The 22,803-nt window shown below is 62.9% G+C and carries 11 protein-coding genes; 4 read left to right on the top strand and 7 right to left on the bottom strand.

Going from position 1 to position 22,803, the window contains the following annotated elements; all coding sequences use genetic code 11:
- The first annotated feature begins 34 nt into the window (after positions 1 to 34).
- From J3P97_RS12410 to J3P97_RS12400, 3 genes are all read left to right on the top strand, one after another.
- On the top strand, positions 35 to 1,774 hold the full coding sequence (locus tag J3P97_RS12410; RefSeq protein WP_434674310.1) for a dipeptidase: 1,740 nt from the start codon (positions 35 to 37) through the stop codon (positions 1,772 to 1,774).
- A gap of 212 nt (positions 1,775 to 1,986) precedes the next feature.
- Positions 1,987 to 4,644 carry an excinuclease ABC subunit A gene (locus J3P97_RS12405; RefSeq protein ID WP_434674309.1) on the top strand — a complete coding sequence of 886 codons (2,658 nt, stop codon included), beginning with the start codon at positions 1,987 to 1,989 and terminating at the stop codon, positions 4,642 to 4,644.
- 455 nt (positions 4,645 to 5,099) lie between these two features.
- Positions 5,100 to 10,712: a putative Ig domain-containing protein gene (locus J3P97_RS12400; protein ID WP_434674308.1), complete on the top strand. Its 5,613-nt coding sequence runs from the start codon at positions 5,100 to 5,102 to the stop codon at positions 10,710 to 10,712.
- Positions 10,713 to 11,582: 870 nt separating this feature from the next.
- On the opposite strand, the gene J3P97_RS12395 is transcribed toward J3P97_RS12400, so the two are convergent.
- The 4 genes from J3P97_RS12395 to gabP form a co-directional block, all read right to left on the bottom strand.
- A complete protein-coding gene (locus J3P97_RS12395; protein WP_434568613.1) occupies positions 11,583 to 12,932 on the bottom strand; it encodes a TolC family outer membrane protein in 1,350 nt (449 codons plus the stop codon).
- Positions 12,933 to 12,934: 2 nt separating this feature from the next.
- Positions 12,935 to 14,305 carry an HlyD family type I secretion periplasmic adaptor subunit gene (locus J3P97_RS12390; RefSeq protein WP_305494847.1) on the bottom strand — a complete coding sequence of 457 codons (1,371 nt, stop codon included), beginning with the start codon at positions 14,303 to 14,305 and terminating at the stop codon, positions 12,935 to 12,937.
- The gene (locus J3P97_RS12385) at positions 14,298 to 16,019 is read right to left on the bottom strand and encodes a type I secretion system permease/ATPase (RefSeq protein ID WP_434674307.1); all 1,722 of its coding nucleotides are present in this window, start codon (positions 16,017 to 16,019) and stop codon (positions 14,298 to 14,300) included. The genes J3P97_RS12390 and J3P97_RS12385 overlap by 8 nt, the downstream gene beginning before the upstream one ends.
- A 278-nt stretch (positions 16,020 to 16,297) precedes the next feature.
- Positions 16,298 to 17,698, bottom strand: coding sequence for a GABA permease (gene gabP, locus J3P97_RS12380; protein WP_434568616.1), 1,401 nt, complete (start codon positions 17,696 to 17,698; stop codon positions 16,298 to 16,300).
- A 400-nt stretch (positions 17,699 to 18,098) separates the two neighbouring features.
- Here gabP and J3P97_RS12375 point away from each other — a divergent pair, with 400 nt between their 5' ends.
- A complete protein-coding gene (locus J3P97_RS12375) occupies positions 18,099 to 19,202 on the top strand; it encodes a sigma-54 interaction domain-containing protein (RefSeq protein ID WP_434674306.1) in 1,104 nt (367 codons plus the stop codon).
- Between the two features lie 206 nt (positions 19,203 to 19,408).
- Here J3P97_RS12375 and J3P97_RS12370 read toward each other — a convergent pair whose 3' ends face one another.
- Genes J3P97_RS12370 through J3P97_RS12360 form a run of 3 tightly spaced genes read right to left on the bottom strand, consistent with a single transcriptional unit; the run spans position 19,409 to position 22,741 of the window.
- A complete protein-coding gene (locus tag J3P97_RS12370) occupies positions 19,409 to 20,734 on the bottom strand; it encodes an ABC transporter substrate-binding protein (RefSeq protein WP_434674305.1) in 1,326 nt (441 codons plus the stop codon).
- Positions 20,735 to 20,782: 48 nt separating this feature from the next.
- A complete protein-coding gene (locus J3P97_RS12365) occupies positions 20,783 to 21,850 on the bottom strand; it encodes a branched-chain amino acid ABC transporter permease (protein WP_434674304.1) in 1,068 nt (355 codons plus the stop codon).
- Positions 21,851 to 21,859: 9 nt separating this feature from the next.
- Positions 21,860 to 22,741, bottom strand: a complete 882-nt coding sequence (locus J3P97_RS12360) for a branched-chain amino acid ABC transporter permease (RefSeq protein WP_434674303.1) — start codon at positions 22,739 to 22,741, stop codon at positions 21,860 to 21,862.
- Positions 22,742 to 22,803 lie beyond the last annotated feature (62 nt).

Genomic DNA, 22,803 nt, shown 5'->3' with positions numbered 1-22,803 from the left:
GTCACTTTTTCCCTGCAAAGGAATGCCTCCCACCATGAACTTCCCGTTCAAGCGTCTCGCTATCGCCACCCTCGTCCTGTCCAGCCTGTCGTCTTTCTCGATGTCGGCCTACGCCAACATTTCCGCGCAACAGAGCGCGACCCTGGTCAAAAATTTCACTGATAGCTCGGTCAACGATTTCCGCCAGTTCCTCGCAAGCGTCGCCAATAGCGAAGTGGCAAAAACCGCCAACCTCGGCCCGGCCATCAGCGCCTTCCAGGGCAACAAGACCCTGTCGGCGGAACAGCAGAACGAAATTCATCGCCTGCTGGGTATCTACGCCCGGGTAAAGTACGGCAAAGCCGCCACCGAAACCTTGCGCCAATTGGTGGAAATCCCGACCTATCGCAAGGACGGCGTTGCCCAGCATGAGAACCCTGAATTTCTCAAGATCGCCGACAAGATCAAGAGCCTGGCCGAGTTCTTCAACCTGAACTTTCGCAACATCGACAACCGCGTCTACGAGATATCCCTCGAAGGCTCGGGTGACGAAGTAGTGGGCATTCACGCCCATGCCGATGTAGTGCCGGTCACGCCGGAAAACTGGGTGCTCAAGGACGGCACCAAGCTTGATCCCTTCAAGGTCACCTTGGTGGGTGACCGCATGTATGGCCGCGGCACCGAAGACGACAAGAACGGCATCGTCGTGGCGCTCTACGCCATGAAGATCATCAAGGAAGAAAAACTGCCACTGGCGCGCGACTTCAAGCTGCTGGTCGATACCACCGAGGAAACCACCGGCGACGCCATTCCTTATTACTTCGAGCGTAACCCGACCCCGAACTACAACCTGGCGCTGGACGGCAGCTACCCGGTGGTGATTGCCGAGAAAGGCTATGGCACGGTCATGGCGAATTTCCCGCGCCGGGCGGCACAGGGTCAAGGTGCCGAGATCACGGCGTTGACGGGCGGCATGGCGACCAACCAGATCCCGTCGACTTCGGTGGCAACCTTTACCACGGACAAGCCCGCCGAGCTGGCTGCCAGCCTGGTCAAGGCGGGCACCGACTTTGCCAAGGCCAATGGCGGCGACTTTCAAGTGGCCAGCGAGGTCGTCGATAACACAGTCAAGCTGACCTTCACCGGCGTTTCGGCACACTCCTCCGAGCCCGAGTCAGGCGTCAACCCGGTCGCCAGGATGCTGATATTCATCAATGGCCTGAACGGCACCGTTGGACTCAAGCACAATCACATCACCGACGCCGCCCGCTATGCCGCCGACAACTGGGGCCTGGATTACCTGGGGAAAAAACTCGGCATCGGTTTTTCCGACGCGTTCATGGGTCCGCTGACCGCCTCGCTGACCTACGTCGGGATGGATGACAAGGCCTTCAAGCTCGCGGTCAACCTGCGGGTGCCCGTGGGCAAGCCGACGCAAGCGCTGAAGACTGAAATTGACGACAGACTTTCGGCCTGGGCGAAGAAATCCAAGGTTGCCGTGGCCTTCGAAAACTCCATCGATGAGCCGATGTACCGCAATCCCGAAGGTGAATGGGTCAAGGCGCTGCTCGCCGTTGCCACCGAAAATCTCGGCATGGAACACAAGTTCGGCACGTCTGCCGGCGCCACCTCGGTTCATGATCTGCCCAACGGCGTACAGTTCGGCCTGGCCATGCCCGACGTCAAGTACACCGGGCACAACGATAACGAGTTCAAGACCGTCGAGCAGTTCCTGCTGGACCTGCAGGTCGTGACCGAGATGATGGGGCGGATCGGGCAGTTGCCGAAGCTCTAAAGATGCGTGGCGAGGGAGCTTGCTCCCGCTCGGTTGCGCAGCGACCGCAAGATTTTTGGGGCTGCTGCGCAGCCCAGCGGGAGCAAGCTCCCTCGCCACGGGGTTCTCCTTGATCGTTCAAGCTGAGCCAGCGCTTTTCGCAAGCAAGCTCACTCCCACTCGCCACACCACAACGCCCCGAAGCGCACCACGACATACTCAAGGAATACCCGATGCCGCCACGCTCCGCCCCCGCTTCAACTGCTGCCTTGCCCGCGGGTACCGGTTTCGTCCGGGTGCGTGGCGCCCGCGAACACAACCTCAAGAACGTCGACGTGGACATCCCCCGCGATGCCCTGGTGGTGTTCACCGGCGTGTCGGGTTCCGGCAAGTCATCGCTGGCCTTCTCCACGGTTTATGCCGAAGCCCAGCGCCGCTATTTCGAGTCGGTCGCGCCGTACGCGCGGCGTTTGATCGACCAGGTGGGCGTGCCGGACGTGGACAGCATCGAGGGCTTGCCGCCGGCGGTTGCCTTGCAACAGCAACGCGGCACGCCCAGCGCACGTTCCTCGGTGGGCAGCGTCACCACGCTGTCGAGCCTGATCCGCATGCTCTACTCCCGCGCCGGCAGCTACCCGGCGGACCAGCCGATGCTGTACGCCGAGGACTTCTCGCCCAACACCCCGCAGGGCGCCTGCCCGGAGTGCCACGGGCTGGGACGGGTCCATGAGGTGACCGAGGCGTCCATGGTCCCCGATCCGTCGCCGACCATCCGCGAACGCGCCGTGGCGGCCTGGCCCATGGCCTGGCAAGGCCAGAACCTTCGCGACATCCTGGTGACCCTGGGTTATGACGTCGACGTTCCCTGGCGCGACCTGCCGAAAAAGCAGCGCGACTGGATTCTGTTTACCGAAGAGACCCCCACCGTCCCGGTATATGCAGGGCTGACCCCAGCCCAGACCCGCGAAGCGCTCAAGCGCAAGCTCGAACCCAGCTATCAAGGCACCTTCAGCGGGGCCCGACGCTATCTGTTGCACACCTTCATGCATTCGCAAAGCGCGCAGATGCGCAAGCGCGTGGCGCAATACATGCGCGCCAGCCCCTGCCCGATGTGCGAAGGCAAGCGCCTCAAGCGTCAGGCATTGACCGTCACCTTCGCGGGCCTGGACATAGCGCAGTTGTCCAACCTGACGCTGCTGGAACTGGCCGAAGTGCTCAAGACCGTCGCGGCCCCTGACTATCTGGAGCAACCCGAAGAGCCGGGCGATGTGCTCACCCACAGCCAGACCCGAGAGGCCCGCGAGCAACGCGCCGCCCGCGGCGACAACCCGCACGCCGGCGGGCCGGATGCGCGCCACACGCCGAACCGGTCCCTGGAAAAGCGCCTGGCGGCCCAACGCATCGCCGCCGAATTGTTGGAGCGGATCGTCACGCTGATCGACCTGGGCCTTGGCTACCTGGCCCTGGAGCGCAGCACGCCGACGCTGTCCTCCGGCGAATTGCAGCGCCTGCGCCTGGCCACCCAGCTCAATTCCCAGCTGTTCGGGGTCATCTATGTCCTGGACGAACCTTCCGCCGGCCTGCACCCGGCCGACAGCGAGGCGCTGTTCGGCGCCTTGCAACGCCTGAAGGCCGCAGGCAATTCCGTGTTCGTGGTCGAACACGACCTCGACACCATGCGTCGCGCCGACTGGCTGATCGACGTCGGCCCGGACGCCGGTGAGCAAGGCGGCAAGGTCCTCTACAGCGGACCACCCGATGGCCTCGGTCAAGTGCCCGAGTCCCGGACCCGCGCCTACCTGTTCGGCGAAGACCGCGCCACTGCGCGCATCCCCCGCGAACCCGAGGATTGGCTGCGCCTGGAAGGCATCACCCGCAACAACCTCGACAACCTGAGCGCAGCGTTTCCACTCGGTTGCTTCACGGCGGTGACCGGCATTTCCGGGTCGGGCAAGTCCAGCCTGGTCAGCCAGGCCATGCTGGACCTGGTCGGTGCCCATCTGGGCCAGGCCAGCCCCAACGCGGAAGCCGAGGAGCAGAGCCTGGAAGACGAACCGGTGCAAACCAGTGGCGGCCGGGTCAGCGCCGGGCTCGACGCAATCAAGCGACTGGTGCAGGTCGACCAGAAACCCATCGGCCGCACGCCGCGCTCCAACCTCGCCACCTACACGGGGCTGTTCGACCACGTACGCAAACTCTTCGCCGCCACCGAACAGGCGCAGGCGCTGGGATTCGATGCCGGACGGTTTTCCTTCAACGTCGCCAAGGGTCGTTGTGAAACCTGTGAAGGCGAAGGCTTCGTCAGCGTCGAGCTGTTGTTCATGCCCAGCGTGTATGCGCCCTGCCCGACCTGTCATGGGGCCCGCTACAACCCGCAGACCCTGGACGTGACCTGGCAGGGGCTGGACATTTCCCAAGTGCTGCAACTGACGGTGAACCAGGCTCTAGAAGTGTTCGCCGAACAAGCGTCGGCCAGGCGCTCGTTGCAAGTCTTGCAAGACATCGGCCTGGGTTATCTGCGCCTTGGCCAACCGGCCACCGAGCTGTCCGGAGGCGAGGCGCAGCGGATCAAGCTGGCCACCGAGCTGCAACGCAAGGCTCGGGGCGCGACCCTTTATGTATTGGATGAGCCTACCAACGGTCTGCACCCCCAGGACGTGGATCGCCTGCTGGTGCAGTTGAATCGCCTGGTGGATGAAGGCCATACGGTGGTTGTGGTGGAACACGACATGCGCGTGGTGGCGCAGAGCGACTGGGTCATCGACATCGGCCCGGGAGCCGGGACACAGGGCGGGAACGTGGTGGTGTGCGGTGCGCCAGAGGTCGTTGCGGACTGTGACGAAAGCCGTACCGCGCCGTTCCTGAAACGAGCTTTGCAACCCGCACGATGAACCGTGGCGAGGGAGCTTGCTCCCGCTGGGCTGCAAAGCAGCCCCACAGGCAATCACTTCATTTCGCCAGGCACACCGCAGCGCCTGGTTTGCGGCGGCTGCGCCACCGAGCGGGAGCAAGCTCCCTCGCCACGAAAGCACTCTTCACATGGCGCAGCTAGCGCCTCATCACCCTGTGGGAGCGAGCCTGCTCGCGAAAGCGGTGTGTCAGCTTGCATCGAAGGGCCTGGAATAGCGTTTTCGCGAGCAGGCTCGCTCCCACAGGGAACATCGTTCGCACCAAAAAGCGTCAATGAAACGTTACACATCGACAACCCACACAACCGTCTATCAGTTTTTTGACACTTCGCCGATATGCGGTCACAACTTTTTCGCTCCGCTGGGTCATAACACGGTGGTCGCCGATGGAATATTGGCAGTCACTTAGGTTTTTAGCCTGATACGGAGATAAGTCCATGATTTTCAACGTACAAGATTTTGGCGCCAAAGGAGATGGCGTCACCGACGACACGGCGGCCATTCAAAGCGCGATCGATGCGGCAGCGGCCGCAGGCGGTGGCCAGGTGTACATGCCCACCGGCACCTACATCGTTTCGGGAGGCGAGGAACCCTCCGATGGCTGCCTGATGCTCAAAAGCAACGTCTACCTGTACGGCGACGGCATGGGCGACACCACGGTCAAGCTGGCCGACGGATCGGACACCAAGATCACCGGCATCATCCGCTCGGCCTATGGCGAGGAAACCCACGACTTCGGCGTCAGCAACCTCACCATCGACGGTAACCGCGATGCCACCACCGGCAAGGTGGATGGCTGGTTCAACGGTTATATTCCCGGCGAGGAAGGCTACGACTCCAACGTCACCCTCGACAGCGTCGAGATCAAGGACTGCTCCGGGTACGGCTTCGACCCGCATGAGCAGACCGTCAACATGGTCATCAAGAACAGCGTGTCCCACGGCAACGGCCTGGATGGCTTCGTCGCCGACTTCCTCAGCGACAGCACCTTCGAAAACAATATTGCCTATGACAACGACCGCCACGGTTTCAACGTCGTCACCAGCACCCACGATTTCACCATGACCAACAACGTCGCCTACAACAACGGCGGCAACGGCATCGTGGTGCAGCGCGGCAGCGAAGATATTCCCTCTCCCAGCAACATCACCATCACCGGTGGCGAGGTCTACGGCAACGGCGCCGAAGGCGTGCTGGTCAAGCTGTCCAGCGACGTGACCGTCACCGGCGTCGATATCCATGATAACGCCAGCGCCGGGATCCGCATCTACGGCAGCAACCATGTCGAGGTCATCGACAACACCCTCAACAACAACTCGTTGGGCGGCGCGGTGCCGGAAATCATCATCCAGTCCTACGACGATACCCTCGGTGTGTCCGGCAAGTACTTCAACGGCAGCGACAACCTGATCCAGGGCAACGTCATCAGTGGCAGCAACCTGTCTACCTACGGCGTCGCCGAGCGCAACGAAGACGGCACCGATCGCAACGCGATCATCGCCAACACCATCAGCCACACCAGCAAGGGCGCAACGCTGGTCTATGGCGATGGCAGCTATGTCAGCGCCACCGTGCCGATGACCACCGTGCAAGGCACGGCGGGCAACGACGTCCTCACGGGCACCGCCGCCAGCGAAATTTTCTACGGCGCGGCCGGCAACGACACCATCAATGGCGCGGCCGGGAGCGATATCCTGGTGGGCGGCGCGGGCGTCGACAAACTCACCGGTGGCACGGGCGCCGATACGTTCCGCTTCACCAGCCAGTCCGACAGCTATCGCAATGCAACGGCAAGCTTCGACGACACCATCACCGATTTCGACGTGACCCAGGACAAGATCGATCTTGCCGGCCTCGGCTTCACCGGCCTGGGTAACGGTCGCGGCGGCACCCTGCAAGTCAGCTACAACGCCAGCAGCGACCGCACCTATATCAAGGACTACGACGCCGATGCCAGCGGCAATCGCTTCGAACTGATTCTCTCGGGCAACCTGGCGAGCACCCTGACCGCGAGCAACTTCATCTTCAATCGGGTCATCACAGGCACCACCGGCAGCGACTCATTGTTGGGCAGCGACGCCGCCGATACCTTGCTCGGCCTGGCCGGCAACGACAGCCTCAGCGGTGGCGCGGGCGACGACAAGCTCGACGGTGGCGCCGGCATGGACACCCTCACGGGCGGCGCCGGGGCGGACACCTTCGTGTTCGCCAACCGGCTGGACAGCTACCGCAACTACAACACCGGTGGCGCCAACCTGGGCGATTTGATCACCGACTTCAACATCGCTGCCGACAAGATCGATCTCTCCGCCATGGGCTTCACCGGCCTGGGCGACGGCAAGAACAATACCGTCTACCTGGTGCTCAACAGCGCCGGCACCAAGACCTACATCAAATCCCTGGAGGCCGATGCCAACGGCAACCGCTTCGAAGTGGCACTGGACGGCAATTACCTCAACACCCTGACCAGCGCCAACTTCGTCTTCGCGACAACATCGCCGACCAACCAGGCACCGGTGCTGGCCACGCCATTGCTGGACCAGAACGCCAGTGAAAAGACGCCCTTCAGCTACGTGGTGCCGGCCACCAGTTTCACCGATCCGGACAATGACAGCCTCAGCTACACCGCCAAGCTGGCCGATGGCAGCGCCCTGCCCAGCTGGCTGACGTTCGATGCCGCCACGCGCACCTTCAGCGGCACGCCACCCGACACGGCATCGGGCACTTACTCGATCCGCGTCACCGCGACCGACGGCAGCAACGCGACCGTCAGTGACAGCTTTACCCTGGCGGTGCAGGACGTGCCCGGCTCGGTGGTAATCAACGGCACGCCGAACAACGACACGTTGACCGGCACCGTCGCCAACGAACAGATTTTCGGTGGCGCGGGCAACGACACCCTCAATGGCGCAGCGGGCAACGACATCCTGGTGGGCGGCACGGGCGTGGACAAACTCACCGGAGGCACGGGCGCCGATGTGTTTCGCTACACCTCCAAGCTCGACAGCTACCGCACCGGTTCCACCAGCGCCAGTGACCAGATCCTCGATTTCGACGTGGCCGCCGACAAGATCGATGTCGCGGCGCTGGGCTACACCGGCCTGGGCAACGGGCTCAACGGGACGCTGCAAGTCAGTTACAGCTCGTCAACCAACCGCACGTACCTGAAGGACCTCACGGTCGATGCCAACGGCAACCGCTTTGAAATCTCCTTGGCGGGAAATTTCGTCAGCAGCCTGACCGCCAATCACTTTGTCTTCGCCGACCAGAACACCCCGACCAACGTGGCGCCGGTGGTAGTCACTCCGCTACTCGACCAGAACGCCAGCGAAAGCACGCCGTTCAGCTACACGGTGGCCAACAACAGCTTCAGCGACGCCAACCAGGACGTGCTGACCTACACCGCGACCCTGGCCAATGGCAGCGCCCTGCCCTCATGGCTGAGCTTTAACGCCAGCACGCTGACTTTCAGCGGCACGCCCACCAGCACTGCATCCGGCAACTACGACGTGCTGGTCAAGGCCACCGATCCGTCCGGCGCATCGGTCAGCGACAGCTTTGCCCTGGTGGTCGCCGATGCGCCCGCCAACACCATCACCGGCACGGCCAATGCCGAAAGCCTCAACGGTACGGCAGGCGCCGACCTGATCCTCGGCCTGGGTGGCAACGACACCATCAAGGCTGGGACCGGTGCCGACATCATCGACGGTGGCGCCGGAAGGGACTCGCTGTATGGCGACGCCGGCGCTGACACGTTCCGCTACAGCAACCTGTCCGACAGCTACCGGGACTACGACACCGGTGGCGTCACGGCCACGGACACGATTTATGACTTCACCGTCGGCGTCGACAAGATCGACGTCTCCGGGCTGGGTTTCCTCGGCCTCGGCGACGGTAGCAACGGCACGCTCTACATGACGTTGAATGCGGCCGGCGACAAGACCTATGTCAAGTCCAGCCAGGCTGATGCCGATGGCAACCGTTTCGAGATCGCCCTGAACGGCAACTACCTCAACACCCTGACCGCCAGTGATTTCGTCTTTGGTGAACGCGCCCAGCAGGACATCCTATATCTGCCGACGCTCGGCCAATCCAACGCACGCCTGCTGCGCATGAGCGAGGATGACGATCAGTCCGGCACCTCGATGCTGGTCAATGACCTGAACAAGTACACCACCTATGACGTGCGCAGCCAGTTCAGCGACGCCGACGGCAACGGCATTGACATCGCAGTGGGTGGCAGCACGGTCAACGGCTTGTCGACCCTCGGCGCCGAGGAGCTGAAGTTGTGCTGGTGGCTGACCGACACCAACCAACCCGGGCCGGCATTGCTGCGCGCCGTGACGTTGTTGCGCGACCAGCTCACGGAACTCAAGGCCATCGACAACGTGACCATGGGGATCATCTGGGGCCAGGGCGAGGAAGCCGCCCAGGAAATCGCCCGCTCCACCGACAAGGCAGCGGCTGCGGCGGCCTACAAGGCGTCGACGCTGAAGGTCTTCGATTACCTGCACGCCCAACTCGGCAATTTCAACGTGTACCTGATGGAAACCGGTCACTACGAGCAGGACGCCGCGCGCGCCCGTGGTTACTCGGAGGAAAAGATTGCTTCCATCGTCGAGGGTGTGGGCTACGTCCGCGCCGTCCAGGAAGCCATCGCCGCCGAGCGCGCCGATGTGAAACTGGCGGTGGACTACAACGACCTGCCCTTGCGTTATGAAGTCGATCCGTTGGTGTATCCCGACGATGTCTGGCACCTGCACGAGGAGTCAGCGGAAATCGTCGGCCAGCGCCTGGCGGACTACATCGCCAATGACCTTGGCTTCCAGGGCAACCCCAACGACAACAACAGTGTGCAGGACATTTTCGACGGCGCGCAGAACGAGGGCGGGAAGATTTCCGGCACCGACCAGGCCGACACCCTGGTGGGCAGCTCCGGCAACGACATACTGGACGGTGACCTGGGTGCCGACTCGTTGACCGGCGGCGATGGTAACGACATCTACGTCGTCGACAACGCGTTCGACAGCGTGGTGGAAACCAACACCTCGACTTCGCAGATCGATACGGTACAGGCCTCGGTCAGTTGGACCCTGGGCGCCAACCTGGAAAACCTGGTGCTGACCGGCGTGTCGGACATCGACGGCACCGGTAACGAACGGCGCAACTTCATCACCGGTAATGCCGCCAAGAACGTGCTCGATGGCGCAGTGGGAGCGGACAGCATGAGCGGCGGCGACGGTAACGACACCTACTACGTCGACAACGCCAGCGATACCGTGATCGAGACCAGCAGCAACCCGGTGTCCGGCGGCATCGACGGCGTCCACAGCAGCCTCGCTACCTACACCTTGGGCAACAACGTGGAGAATCTGTACGTCGACAGCGCCGGGGCCGCCAACGGGATCGGTAATGCGCTGAACAACACGCTGTTCGCAGGTACGGGCGACAACATCCTGGACGGACGCGATGGTAACGACACTGTCTCCTACGACCGGGCCCTGGCCGGGGTGACCGTGAACCTGTCGACGTCCGCGCAACAGAACACCGTGGGTTCCGGGCTCGACACGCTGAAGTTCATCGAGAACCTGACGGGCAGTGCCTACGCGGATACGCTGTCAGGCAACAGCGCCGGGAACATCCTCAACGGCGGTGCCGGCAATGACACACTGGTGGGCGGCTCGGGCGATGACCGGCTGATCGGCGGCGCCGGCACTGATAACCTCACCGGCGGCACTGGCGCGGATACCTACGCGTTTACTGCGCTGTCGGACATGGGCGTCGGCGCCGCGCGGGATGTGATCAACGGCTTCAAGACGGCTGAGCTGGATAAACTGGACTTCACCGGCCTGGACGCCAACCCGCTGACCGCCAGCATCGATGCCTTTACCTTCATCGGCAGCAACGCCTTCGACGCCACCAACGCCACCGGCCAGCTGCGTTTTGTCGATGGCATCCTCTACGGCAGCATCAATGCCGACGCCACCGCCGAGTTCGAGTTCGATCTGGTGGGCGTCAAGGAGCTGCACGCCAGCGACTTCACCGCCTGAGCGAACGAGGGGGCTGCTGCGCAGCCCAGCGGGAGCAAGCTCCCTCGCCACAACAGCACTGATGAAGCAAATCCTTGTGGGCAGGAGGCATTGGGCCCCAGGGCAGTGCCCCTTGTGGGAGCGAGCCTGCTCGCGAAAGCGGTGTGCCAGGCTGAACGACATTGAATGTACTGCCGTCATCGCGAGCAGGCTCGCTCCCACACGGTGCATGCCAATACATCCGTGGCGAGGGAGCTTGCTCCCGCTGGGGTGCGCAGCAGCCCCAAAAAGGTTGATGGGGTCCAGCCTGACACAGCGCGGTGATTGGCTTTGGGGGCGCTTCGCACCCCAGCGGGAGCAAGCTCCCTCGCCACAACAGCACTGATGAAGCAAATCCTTGTGGGCAGGAGGCATTGGGCCCCAGGGCAGTGCCCCTTGTGGGAGCGAGCCTGCTCGCGAAAGCGGTGTGCCAGGCTGAACGACATTGAATGTACTGCCGTCATCGCGAGCAGGCTCGCTCCCACACGGTGCTTCCGTGGCGAGGGAGCAAGCTCCCTCGCCACAACAGCACTGATGAAGCAAATCCTTGTGGGCAGGAGGCATTGGGCCCCAGGGCAGTGCCCCTTGTGGGAGCGAGCCTGCTCGCGAAAGCGGTGTGCCAGGCTGAACGGCGTTGAATGTACTGCCGTCATCGCGAGCAGGCTCGCTCCCACACGGCGCTTGCCAATACATCCGTGGCGAGGGAGCTTGCTCCCGCTGGGGTGCGCAGCAGCCCCAAAAAGGTTGATGGGGTCCAGCCTGACACAGCGCGGTGATTGGCTTTGGGGGCGCTTCGCACCCCAGCGGGAGCAAGCTCCCTCGCCACAGAAGCGATGCGGCTCGGCCGGTTCCTTAGAACAGGCTTTGCACCTGTTCCAGCACTGCGCGGTTCATCTGGCCGGTGTGGGTGTGCAGGCTTACATAACTTTCGAGCATGTCCAGCTTGGTATCGAGCAGGTCGCGGCGTGCCTGGAACAGGCGTTGCTGAGCATCGAGGATGTCGACCGTCGAGCGCACGCCGCCCTGGAAACCCTTCTCGGTCGACGTCAGCGCCCGCTGGTTGGATTCCACCGCCCGTAGCATCGCCTTGCTCTTGGCGAAGCCCGCTACCACGCCCAGGTAGTCGGTTTCGATAGCCTCGGCCAGTTCCTGACGCTGCACATCGTAATCGGACTGGGCCCCGGCCAGCTGGGCCTCGGCCTTGGCCACCGATGCACGCACCGCGCCGCCGCGATACAACGGGATATCCAGCTGCACCCCGACGTAGTAAGTGTCCTGGCGCGGGTCAAGCTCCTGGTACTGGCGGGTTTCCCGACGGGTCAACTGAGTAGTGAGCGACAACGTCGGATAATGCCCGGCGCGCTGGCTGTCGGCCTGGGCCTCGGCGACTTTTACCGCCGCCAACCGCGCCGCCAGCTCCGGACTGGCCTCACGGGCAATGGTTGTCCAATACGGCAGATCCTGCTCCGGCGGGATCGGGCTGCCGGCGGGGAGTTCTTCGCGCATCGCCTGGATGTCGTCGATCGGCACGCTGGCCCGCCCCGACAGTGCTCGCAGCGCAGCCACGCGGCGGGCCTGGGCTTCGGTTTCCTGAGCCTCGACCAGATCGAGCCGGGCCTGGGCCTCGTCGATGTCGGTGATCGCCCCCTGGCCGCCCTCATAGAGCTTTTTGCTCTGGAGGACCAAGCCACTGATAGCGGTTTTCTGCTGGGCGATCAGCTTGAGTTCGTTCTCGGCCCGGGCCACGTCGAAATAGCCCTTGGCGACCCGATCGAACAGGGTCTGGCCGGCCACGTCGAATTGCTGGCTACCCAGCGCCCCCCGCGCCTTGCCTTCCTGATAAGCCGCCCAACGCCCCTTGTCATACAGCGCCTGCTGCGCCGCCAGGGTCACACTGTTCGCCTGGTAATCGTTGCTGTTGACGTAACTGCTGTCGTCGCCGCCATCGGTACGCCCGCCATAGCCATAACGCGACGACAGCGACACTTGCGGATAAAGACCGCCACGGCCGATCGCCTCCTCCTGCCGCGACGCATCGTAGGCGTGGGTCGCTGCCTGCAAGGTCGGATCGTTGAGGCGCGAGGCATCGTAAGCGGCGATCAGGCTCAGCCCGCCCTCCGCCGCCCAGACGGGGCCGATCACCGCCCAACTGGTGCACAGGCTCAACAGCACACGGACGCCATAACGGCAACGGTCGGTCATGCTCATTCCTCTTTGAAGGCCGCCAGCAAGCGTTCGCGCAAAGGTTTCATCAGGTAGTTCATCAAGGTCCGCTCGCCGGTCACCACGGTGACATCGGCAAGCATGCCGGGGCGCACCAGCAGCCCGGCGCCCTGCAGCGAAACGACCGTGTCGGCGGGAATCTCGACCTTGGCGGAGAAGTACGGCTGGTGGGTCTGCTGGTCGATCAACTGGTCCGCCGACACGGTGGTGATCGTGCCGGTCACCGTCGGCGTGTCCACCCGTTGCAACGCAGTAAAATGCACGTGCACCGGCAGCCCCGGGCTGAGCTTGTTGGCCATCAGCGGATCAAAACGCGCGGTGATCGCCATCGGCGCATCCAGCGGCACCACCTGCATCAGCGTCTGCCCAGCCTGGGCGACCCCGCCGACCGTATGGATCGACACGTCCATGACCTGCCCCGCCACCGGCGCGCGGATCGCCCCGTTATCCACTTCAAACTGCAAGGCGCGGATCTGATCGGCATAACCGGCGGCCTCGGCCGAGACCTCGCTGAGTTGGGTTTCGGCATCGCGCCGGAATTCCTGCTGCGCCTGCAAGGCCTTGAGCCGGCTTTCGTTGATTGCCTGGCGCGTGCGGCCGACATCGCCAATGCCGGAAGCGATCTGCCCGGCCAGTTGCGCCGCGTTGCGCTCGGCCTCGAAGAGTTTGTTGCGCGGCACGTAGCCTTCCCGGGCCAGCTCGCGCAAACCTTCAAGCTCTTGCTGCTGAAAACGCATCTGCGCGTCGTAGTTGCGCTTGACCCCTTCATAGCCCTGCAACTGTTGCTGCAAGGCGCCGACTTCATGTTCGATGATCTGCAGGCGGCTGCCCAGTTCGGCACGGCGCGTCAGGAACAGTTGCTTCTGCAGCGCCATGGCCGCCTTGACGCGCGGCTCCTCGGCGCGCTCCAGCAATTGCGCCGGCCACTGGATTTCATCGGCGCCGAGGCGCTCGGCCATCAAGCGCGCCTCGATGCTGCGGTCATTGAGCAGCTTGCCCAGGGTCACGTCCAACTGCGCTTGGGCCTGCACCGTGTTGAGCTGCACCAGCAACTGGCCCTGGCTGACGCGGTCGCCGTCGCTGACCAGCAGCTTTTCCACGACCCCGCCCACCAGCGATTGCACCGCCTTGCGCTCGCCCGCCACCACCACCGTGCCGCTGCCGACCACACCCTGGTCGAGCGGCGCCAGGCACGCCCAAAGCAGGAAACCGCCCAAGGTCAGGGCCAGGAAGACCACGCCGTAGCGCGCCGCGCCGCCGGCATCGGTACTGGCGTTGGGCAGCGTGTTGCTGCTGAGCACGCTCAAGCCGTGGTCGCCGTGGGCCGGAGTCGCCGGTTTCAAATCACGCATCTTTACCCGCCTCCCGCACGGCCGTCGGCCTCGGGCCTGGCATCAGCGCCTTGAGCACCCGATCGCGCGGGCCAAACGCCTGCTGGGTACCGTCCTTCAGCACCAGGATGTGATCAACCACCGCTAACACGTTGGGCCGGTGAGTGATCAACACCACCGTGCTGCCGGCGCCCTTGAGCACGCCGATGGCCTGCACCAGCGCGAGTTCGCCGGCTTCGTCGAGGTTGGAATTGGGCTCGTCGAGGACGATCAGCGAAGGGCTGCCATAAAGCGCACGGGCCAGGCCCAGGCGTTGCTTCTGTCCGCCGGACAGGCCAAGCCCGCCGGGACCCAGCGGCGTGTCGTAGCCCTTGGGGAATCGCAGGATCATTTCGTGAATGCCCGCGTGACGACTGGCGGCGATGATCTTGTCGGCGTCCTGCTCGCCGAAACGGGCGATATTGTCGGCGACACTGCCATCGAACAGTTCGATGTCCTGGGGTAGATAACCGAGGTACGGGCCCAAGGCGTCATGGGACCACTGGCTGATCTCGGCATCGTCCAGCCGCACCGAGCCACCCATGGCCGGCCACACGCCAACCAATGCCCGAGCCAGGGTCGATTTGCCGCTGGCGCTGGGCCCGACCACCGCCAGTACCTCGCCCTTGTCCAGGCTGAAATTGATGCCGCGCAGGAGCGGCTGCGTCGCGCCGGGTGGCCCCACGTAGAGTTGCTCCAGGCGCACCGCGCCCGTTGGCGGTGGCAATGGCATACGCAGGCGATCGCGAGGATGTTGCGCGAGCAGCTGGCTCAGACGTTGGTAACTCTGGCGACCGGCGTTGAATTGCTTCCACGAACCAATGGCGATTTCCACCGGCGCCAGGGCACGCCCCAGCAACAACGACATGGCAATCATCATGCCCGCCGACAATTGCCCTTCGAGTACCAGCAGCGCCCCCAGCCCCAAGGCCAGGGACTGGCCGGAAATCCGCACGAAACGGGTCGCCGAGGTGATACGCGCACCGCGATCACTGGCATGCGCCTGCGCCGCGATGATCCGTTGCTGCAGCAGGCTCCAGCGCTGGCGCAGCGGCCCGAGCATGCCCAGGGCCTGGATGACCTCGGCATTCTGCAGGGTGCTGTTGACGTAGATCGACGATTGCACGCCCAGCCGATTGGCCTCACCCAGGCGCGTGCGGGTCGCCAGCTCGCCCCACAGTGCCAGGCCGACCAGCAACGCTGCGAGGATCAGGGTCAGCACGCCGAACCAGGGGTGGATGATGAACGCCACCAGCAGGAAAATCGGCAACCACGGTGCATCGAGCAAGGCGATCAGCCCCTGGCCGGTAATCAGTTGGCGCAAGGTGGCCAGGTCACTCAGCACCTGCGCCGGGTTGGCGTTGTGCTCGCGCAGGCTGCGGGCGAACGCTGCATCGAAAATCCGCTCGCCCAAGGCATCGTCCAGCCCGGCGCTCATGCGGATCATCACTTCGCCACGCACCCACTCGATCAACGCGCTGAACATGAACAGCCCGAGAGCGATCAAGGTGAGCATGAACAGCGTGGTTTCGTTGCGACTGGTGAGGACCCGATCGTAGACCTGCATCATGTACAGCGATGGCACCAGCACCAGCAGATTGATCACGCCGCTGAAGAGGGCCAGGGACCAGAATACCCGGCGATAACTCAACAAAGCGGCGTCGATGTCATGCCGAGGATCAAGAAAAAAACCCATAGAGAATCAACCCGCAAAAGGAATAAACGGTCCCGGCGCAATCCATTGCGAGCTATTTGCCTTGAGGCGTCAGAAAAAAAGCGCCATGTAGCTGACATTGTCGCCATCGGTGGCGAACGTCGGCGCTACGGGCGCCAAGTACTGACAACGTAAGCAAGGGTTAGTTGCTGGAGGGAGTTTGGGTTTTTAGGGATCAGTAAAGGAAGGGGCTGCTGCGCAGCCCAGCGGGAGCAAGCTCCCTCGCCACGGGAATGTCTTAGGCCGAGAGTCTAGGGACGCTAGCCGAGGGAAACCGCCTCTTCAGGCTGCGGCGATTGCCGCGAAGTCACCAGGCCGACAAAGGAAATGACCAAGGCCAGGCCTAGGGTGGTGCTCACTTCGCTGCGGTGCTCGGGAGTCACCATCATCACCGCCAGGGCCGCGCAGATGAACACGATCACCGCCCAGGTGAGCCAGGGAAACAGCCACATGCGAAAGCCCAGCTCGACGCCTTGGCGAAGCAGCTTGCGACGCATACGCAACTGGGACACGGCGATCGCCAGGTACACCAGCAAGGCGATGGCGCCGGAGCTGGCGAGCAGGAACTGGAACAACCCGGCCGGCATGAAGTAGCTGAACACGGTGATGCCCAAGCCCAGTACCGTACTGGCTATCACCGCTGCCCGGGGCACGCCAGCGGACGAAGTCACTTCCACCGCCCTCGGCGCATCACCACGCCGGCCGAGGGAATAGAGCATGCGTGAAGCAATGTAGATAGAGGAGTTCATGCAACTGGCTACGGCAATCAATACCACCACGTCCACCATGAATTTGGCGTGGGGAATGTTCATCAACTCCAGTGCCCGCTGGTAGGAGCCCACCGAGGCCAGGAGCGGATCGTTCCAGGGCACCACGGAAATCACCACGAAGATCGACAGCAGATAAAACACGCCGATGCGCCAGATCACCGAGCGCGTGGCCTTGGCGATGTTCTGTGCCGGGTTGCTGGATTCGGCGGCGGCAATCGTTACCGCCTCCGTGCCAATGAAACTGAACATGATGGTGATGAATGCCCCGACCACGGCGGACAAGCCATTGGGCGCGAACCCGCCATGCTCCTCCATCAAGCGACTCAAGCCGCTGGCTTCGCGCTCGGGAATCCAGCCCATCAGCACGGCGAATCCCAGGGAGATGAAACCGATGATCGCGATCACCTTGGCCATGGCGAACCAGAACTCGAACTCGCCGTATTTGGACACGCTGAACAGATTGGTCACGGCCAGGGCGATGATCGACACCGAGGCAAACAGCCAGGCATCAACGGAGGGAAACCACTGGTTGAGTACATGACCCGCGGCGAGCGCCTCGATGGGAATCACCAGCACCCAGAACCACCAGTACAGCCAACCGATGGTGAAGCCTGCCCAGCGCCCGATCGCCTGGTCGGCGTAGGTGGAGAACGAGCCGGTGTCTGGCCGGGCTACCGCCATTTCGCCAAGCATGCGCATGACGAGCACCACCAGCAGACCGGAAAAAAGATAGGCCAACATGACGGCCGGACCGGCAGCGGCGATCGCATGGCCTGAGCCGACAAACAGGCCGGCGCCGATGATCCCGGCGATTGAAAGCATGGTGACGTGACGAGGCTTGAAGCCCTGCGCCAAGTGGCCGTTCGAATCCTTGAAGCTCGGGCTGGTCATGGTTTTTTATTCTCTTGTCGACATTGAGGCGTGTCGAGGGACCTTCGGTGCTGCTGGTTTCGCTCCTCCTCAAAGCGGCACACCCTGGATGTCTGATCCGTCCCTCGCGAATTGGGCTCTGCAGTAAAGTTGAGCCACGTTACCCGCCTACACTCCCGAGTTAGTTACCTATGAGCGCCGCCTTTTTGCCTGATCTCGCCAAACCCGGTCCTGCGTAAGGCTCTGCGGCTGACGACGAAGGCGGCCCATCGCCTTAAGCATATAACTCTATGTTATTTGTTTTATTTTTTTTAGATCATTTAGATTAAGCCTTAAGCCCAATGGCTTCGCACGGTGATACCACCAAGGAGCGTTGGTCCTCACCCAATCATCACCGCACTCTCATAAACGGGCCACCGTCATGCAGCTTCTTACGCTTCCTCCCTCCCCCGGCCTGGCTACCTCGATCCGCGCCACGGCCCAAGTGTTCGCCGATCCCAGCTCCCAGGCACTGCTGACGCACTTGCAGCAAGTCGCGCCCAGTGACGCCAGCGTGTTGATCATTGGCCAGACCGGTACTGGCAAGGAGCTGGTCGCCCGCCACGTCCATAACCTCAGTGCTCGACGCGACAAACCGTTCGTGGCGGTGAACTGCGGGGCGTTTTCCGAGACGCTGGTGGAGGCCGAGTTGTTCGGCCATGAAAAAGGCGCGTTCACCGGCGCCTTGACCGCCAAGGCCGGGTGGTTCGAAGAAGCCGACGGCGGCACGCTGTTCCTCGATGAAATCGGTGACCTGCCCTTGCCGATCCAGGTCAAGCTTCTGCGCGTTCTACAAGAGCGCGAAGTGGTCCGCCTCGGCTCGCGCAAGCCCATCAGAATCAATGTGCGGGTGCTGGCGGCCACCAACGTGCAACTGGAAAAAGCCATCAACGCCGGGCATTTTCGCGAAGACCTGTATTACCGACTGAGTGTGGTCAGCCTGGTGCTCAAGCCGTTACGCGAGCGTCCCGGCGACATCCTGCCGCTGATTCGCCATTTCATCGCCGAGTACAGCCGCCGGCTCGGTCATGGCGAGGTGACGCTGGATGCCCAGGCCCAGCGCAAACTACTCGACTACTCGTGGCCAGGAAATATTCGCGAACTGGAAAACGTCATCCATCACACCTTGCTGATCTGCCGTAACAAGGTGATCGGCGTGCAGGACCTGCACCTTTCGAACTTTCGCATCGAGCGCCAGGACGCGTCCCAGGACAACACGCCGCAAACCACCGAGGCACTGCTGGAAAAGGCCTTCGGGCAACTGCTTGAGCAAGCGCACGGCGATGTCTATGAAAAAGTCGAAGCGGCCCTGCTGCGCACCGCCTACCGCTACGCCAGTTGTAACCAGGTCCACACCGCAAGCCTGCTGGGCCTGAGCCGCAACGTCACCCGCAGCCTGCTGATCCGGATCGGTGAGTTGGTGGTCAACCGACGCCGTGGGGCACTGAGTACGCGGGATGGTCGAGTGGTGAACCTTTCAACCTGAGCCAACGTTCACCTGTGGCGAGGGAGCTTGCTCCCGCTGGGCTGCGAAGCAGCCCCAACCTGTCGCTGTGATGTCAGATCCACTCAATCAGCTGCATTGGGGGCGCTATACGCCCCAGCGGGAGCAAGCTCCCTCGCCACGGGTTCGCTGTCTGGACGAAACGCCATCACCACGCCGGGCGGCTTTCGCAAAAGCGACCCAAGTCGTCAGGATTCCTTGCTGCAATCGCGCGGCGTGATGCCTTTTTCCTTGGCGTATTGCTGCGAAGACGCTTCGATGATCGGCCGCAGCAACGCGCGGTCGGCCTGCACCCAGTCACTGATCAGCTTCCACTGCGTGCCGTCCCACTGCTGGAAGCGCACCGCGCCGCCGCCCTCGTGGTCCGAGCAGGACAATTGCAACGGCTGCACCAACCCCAGCGCCCCCAGCTCCTGGAGACGTGCATCATCGAGCTTGAGATTCTCGAAGCCCCAGCGCACCTGCTCGCCGGTCAACGGTTGCTGGCCGAACTTCTGCTGGGCAATGCGCAGCGCCTCGACGTTGAGGATGCCGTTGACCACGCCGAGGTTGTAATACACCGTGCCGAAACGCTTGGGATCAGCCAGGTCGCCATGGCCGGCGTCGACCACGTCCTTCTTGATGCCTTGCAGCACCGGGAAACCGGTGCCTGACGGGTGCGTGGTGATGGCGATGAAACCCTTGGCCGCGGCACCGGCCGGCGCGGCGTCATCCTCGGAGTTGCTCCAGATGTTGCCGATGATGTGATCGGCCGGGAACCCGACTTTCTGCGCGGTTTTCAGCGCCACCGGGTTCATCACGCCCCAGCCGCGCAGTATTACCCAGTCGGGTTTTTCCCGTCGGATATTCAGCCACTGCGACTGTTGCTCGTTGCCCGGATGCGGCACTTCGAGCAAGGTCAGCGCAAAACCGTATTTATCCGCCAGGGTCTGCAACACCTCGTTGGTTTCCTTGCCGTACGGCGAGCCGTGGTACAGGGTGGCGATCTTCAGGCCCTTGAGCTTGTCCAGCCCACCGGCGCGCTGGCCGATGTAGTTGATGATCGCCGACACTTCGGAATACGGGTTCAATTGCAGCGGGAAGACATAGGGAAATACGCTGCCATCGGTGGAGTCGGTGCGGCCGTGGTTGATGGTGATCAGCGGCAGTTTGTCGGCGGTGGAGCGCTCCAGCGTGGCGTAGGCAATGCCCACTGACAGCGGGTTGGTCGCAGCCGCCGGTGCGCCATTCAAACCTTTCTTCAGGCGCTCGTAGCACTCGACGCCCTTCTCTACCACGTACTCGGTTTCGCATTCGCTCCAGGTCAGCCTCACCCCGTTCACGCCGCCGTTGGCGTTGACGTACTTGAGGTAGTCGATGAACCCGCCAAAAAACCCCGTGCCGCCGGCCGCATAGGGACCGACGCGATAGCTTTGCAGCGGGAAATATTGCTCGTTGTCCGCCTGCACGGTGAACGCGGCGGCGGTGAGGCTCAGGGCCAGTGCGAGGGCGCTGGCGATTGATCGTTTGAACATCGGATTTTCCTTGTTATGGAGCCATAGAGAAGTCAACGGTGGCGCTGGTCAGTAGCGCAGCGGCCACAGCCGCGCACGCTGGCGAAGTCGTTGCCAGAGGCGCGCAAGGCCCTCCGGTTCCTTGATCAGGAACAGGATGATCAGCGCGCCGAAAAACATTTTTTGCAGGTTTTCCACCTGGCCGGCATCGATCAGCCCGCCGGGCAGCAGCGACACCAGGTTGGAAAGCAGCACCGGAAACAGCACGATGAAGGCCGCCCCGAGGAAGTTGCCCAGCAAGCTGCCGAGCCCGCCGATAATGATGATGAACAGGATCTGGAATGAGCGATTGAGATCGAAGCCATGGGGTTCGACGGTGCCCAGATAGGCGAAGGCCCAGAGCGCGCCGGCCACGCCGAGGTAAAAGCCGCTGATGGCAAAGGCCAGCAGCTTGGTTTTCGCCAGGGGAATGCCGATCACCGCCGCGGCCGTGTCCATGTCGCGCACGGCCATCCACTGGCGTCCCAATTCACTGCTTACCAGGTTCTTGCCCAGCCAGAACAGCGCCACCACCACCGTCAGGGTCAGCAGATAACGGCCGGCCGGCGCGTCCAGGTTCACGCCGAAAATATCCAGGCGCGGCGCGCTGATCACCCCCGACGCGCTGTTGTTGGAAAACCAGCCAAAACGGGTCAGCGTCCAGGTCACGAAGAACTGCGCCGCCAATGTCGACACCAGCAGATAGAAGCCCTTGATGCGCAGGCTCGGCAGGCCGAACAGGAGCGACACCAGCGCCGCCGTCAGCCCGCCCAAGGCAATGCTGAACAACAACGGCAAACCGCCGACACGCACTTCAAGGTTGTAGGTGGCGAACGCCCCCACGGCCATGAACGCCGCAGAACCCAGGGACAACTGCCCGGCGTAACCGGTGAGCAGATTGAGCCCCAACCCGGCCAGGGACAGCACCAGAAACGGAATCAATATCGCGCTGAGCCAGTAGTCATTGCCCAGCCACGGCACCACGACGAATGCAACCAACAACAGCGCCGCCAGCCCGTGGCGATCCTGGCGCAAGGCAAAGATCCGGCGGTCTCCGGCATAACGGGTGTTGAACTGGCCTGCTTCTCGATAAAACATGCTGTTCTCCTAGACCCGTTCGATGGCGCGTTCGCCAAACAGCCCGGCCGGACGCACCAGCAGGAACAGCAGCGCCAGTGCGTAGGGAAACCAGTTTTCAATGCCGCTGCCGATGAACGGCCCGAGATACACCTCCGCCAATTTTTCCGAAGCGCCGATGATCAGCCCGCCGACAATCGCCCCGCTGATCGAGGTGAACCCGCCGATGATCAACACCGGCAAGGCCTTGAGCACCACCAGCGACAACGAGAACTGCACCCCCAGGCGAGCGCCCCAGAGCAGGCCGGCGACCAGCCCGACGAACCCCGCCACCGTCCACACCACGACCCAGACCCGCTGCAAGCGAATACCCACGGCCAGCGCCGCCAGCGGGTCATCCGCCACGGCTCGTAGCGCCAGGCCCAAGCGGGTCTTGTTGAACAGCCAGGACAGCAGCGCCACCAGTGACGCGGCGGTCAGTGCGGCGAAAATATCGAACTGCGACAGCAGCATTCCGCCCAGTTCCAACGGTTCATCACTGATGCCCAGATCCAGGCCATGCACCTGGGCACCCCACAGCGCCTGGGCGAACCCTTCGATGACATAGGAAAGCCCAAGGGTGGCCATGAACAGCGTGATCGGCGATCGATTGACCAACGGGCGCAACACCACACGCTCCACTGCCACGGCGATCAGCAGCATCGCCGCCAGGCTGATGAGGAACGCCAGCCAGAACGGCACGCCGCGCTCCAGCAGGCTGACGAAGGTCAGCGCCGAGAACAGCACCATCGCCCCCTGGGCGAAGTTGAACACCCCGGAGGCCTTGTAGATCAGCACAAAACCGATGGCCACCAAGGCGTACATCACCCCGGCCAGCAGCCCGCCAATCAATACTTCAAAGAAAAATTCCATAGCGTTTCCTGTTTTGCGGGCGCAGCTTGCCGACCCTTCCTGACGGAAAGGCGTCGAATTGC

It is taken from the genome of Pseudomonas sp. R1-15 (assembly GCF_051132085.1).
Lineage (GTDB): Bacteria > Pseudomonadota > Gammaproteobacteria > Pseudomonadales > Pseudomonadaceae > Aquipseudomonas.
The sequence above is the reverse complement of the archived record's forward strand: the minus strand, read 5'-3'. Positions and strand labels throughout refer to the sequence as shown.

Excerpts from the sequence above, each read along its gene's own strand:
- J3P97_RS12370 (WP_434674305.1), bottom strand. The coding sequence starts at position 20,734 with ATGTTCAAACGATCAATCGCCAGCGCCCTCGCACTGGCCCTGAGCCTC.
- J3P97_RS12375 (WP_434674306.1), top strand. The coding sequence starts at position 18,099 with ATGCAGCTTCTTACGCTTCCTCCCTCCCCCGGCCTGGCTACCTCGATC.
- J3P97_RS12385 (WP_434674307.1), bottom strand. The coding sequence starts at position 16,019 with ATGGGTTTTTTTCTTGATCCTCGGCATGACATCGACGCCGCTTTGTTG.
- J3P97_RS12405 (WP_434674309.1), top strand. The coding sequence starts at position 1,987 with ATGCCGCCACGCTCCGCCCCCGCTTCAACTGCTGCCTTGCCCGCGGGT.
- J3P97_RS12390 (WP_305494847.1), bottom strand. The coding sequence starts at position 14,305 with ATGCGTGATTTGAAACCGGCGACTCCGGCCCACGGCGACCACGGCTTG.
- J3P97_RS12360 (WP_434674303.1), bottom strand. The coding sequence starts at position 22,741 with ATGGAATTTTTCTTTGAAGTATTGATTGGCGGGCTGCTGGCCGGGGTG.
- J3P97_RS12365 (WP_434674304.1), bottom strand. The coding sequence starts at position 21,850 with ATGTTTTATCGAGAAGCAGGCCAGTTCAACACCCGTTATGCCGGAGAC.
- gabP (WP_434568616.1), bottom strand. The coding sequence starts at position 17,698 with ATGACCAGCCCGAGCTTCAAGGATTCGAACGGCCACTTGGCGCAGGGC.
- J3P97_RS12400 (WP_434674308.1), top strand. The coding sequence starts at position 5,100 with ATGATTTTCAACGTACAAGATTTTGGCGCCAAAGGAGATGGCGTCACC.
- J3P97_RS12395 (WP_434568613.1), bottom strand. The coding sequence starts at position 12,932 with ATGACCGACCGTTGCCGTTATGGCGTCCGTGTGCTGTTGAGCCTGTGC.
- J3P97_RS12410 (WP_434674310.1), top strand. The coding sequence starts at position 35 with ATGAACTTCCCGTTCAAGCGTCTCGCTATCGCCACCCTCGTCCTGTCC.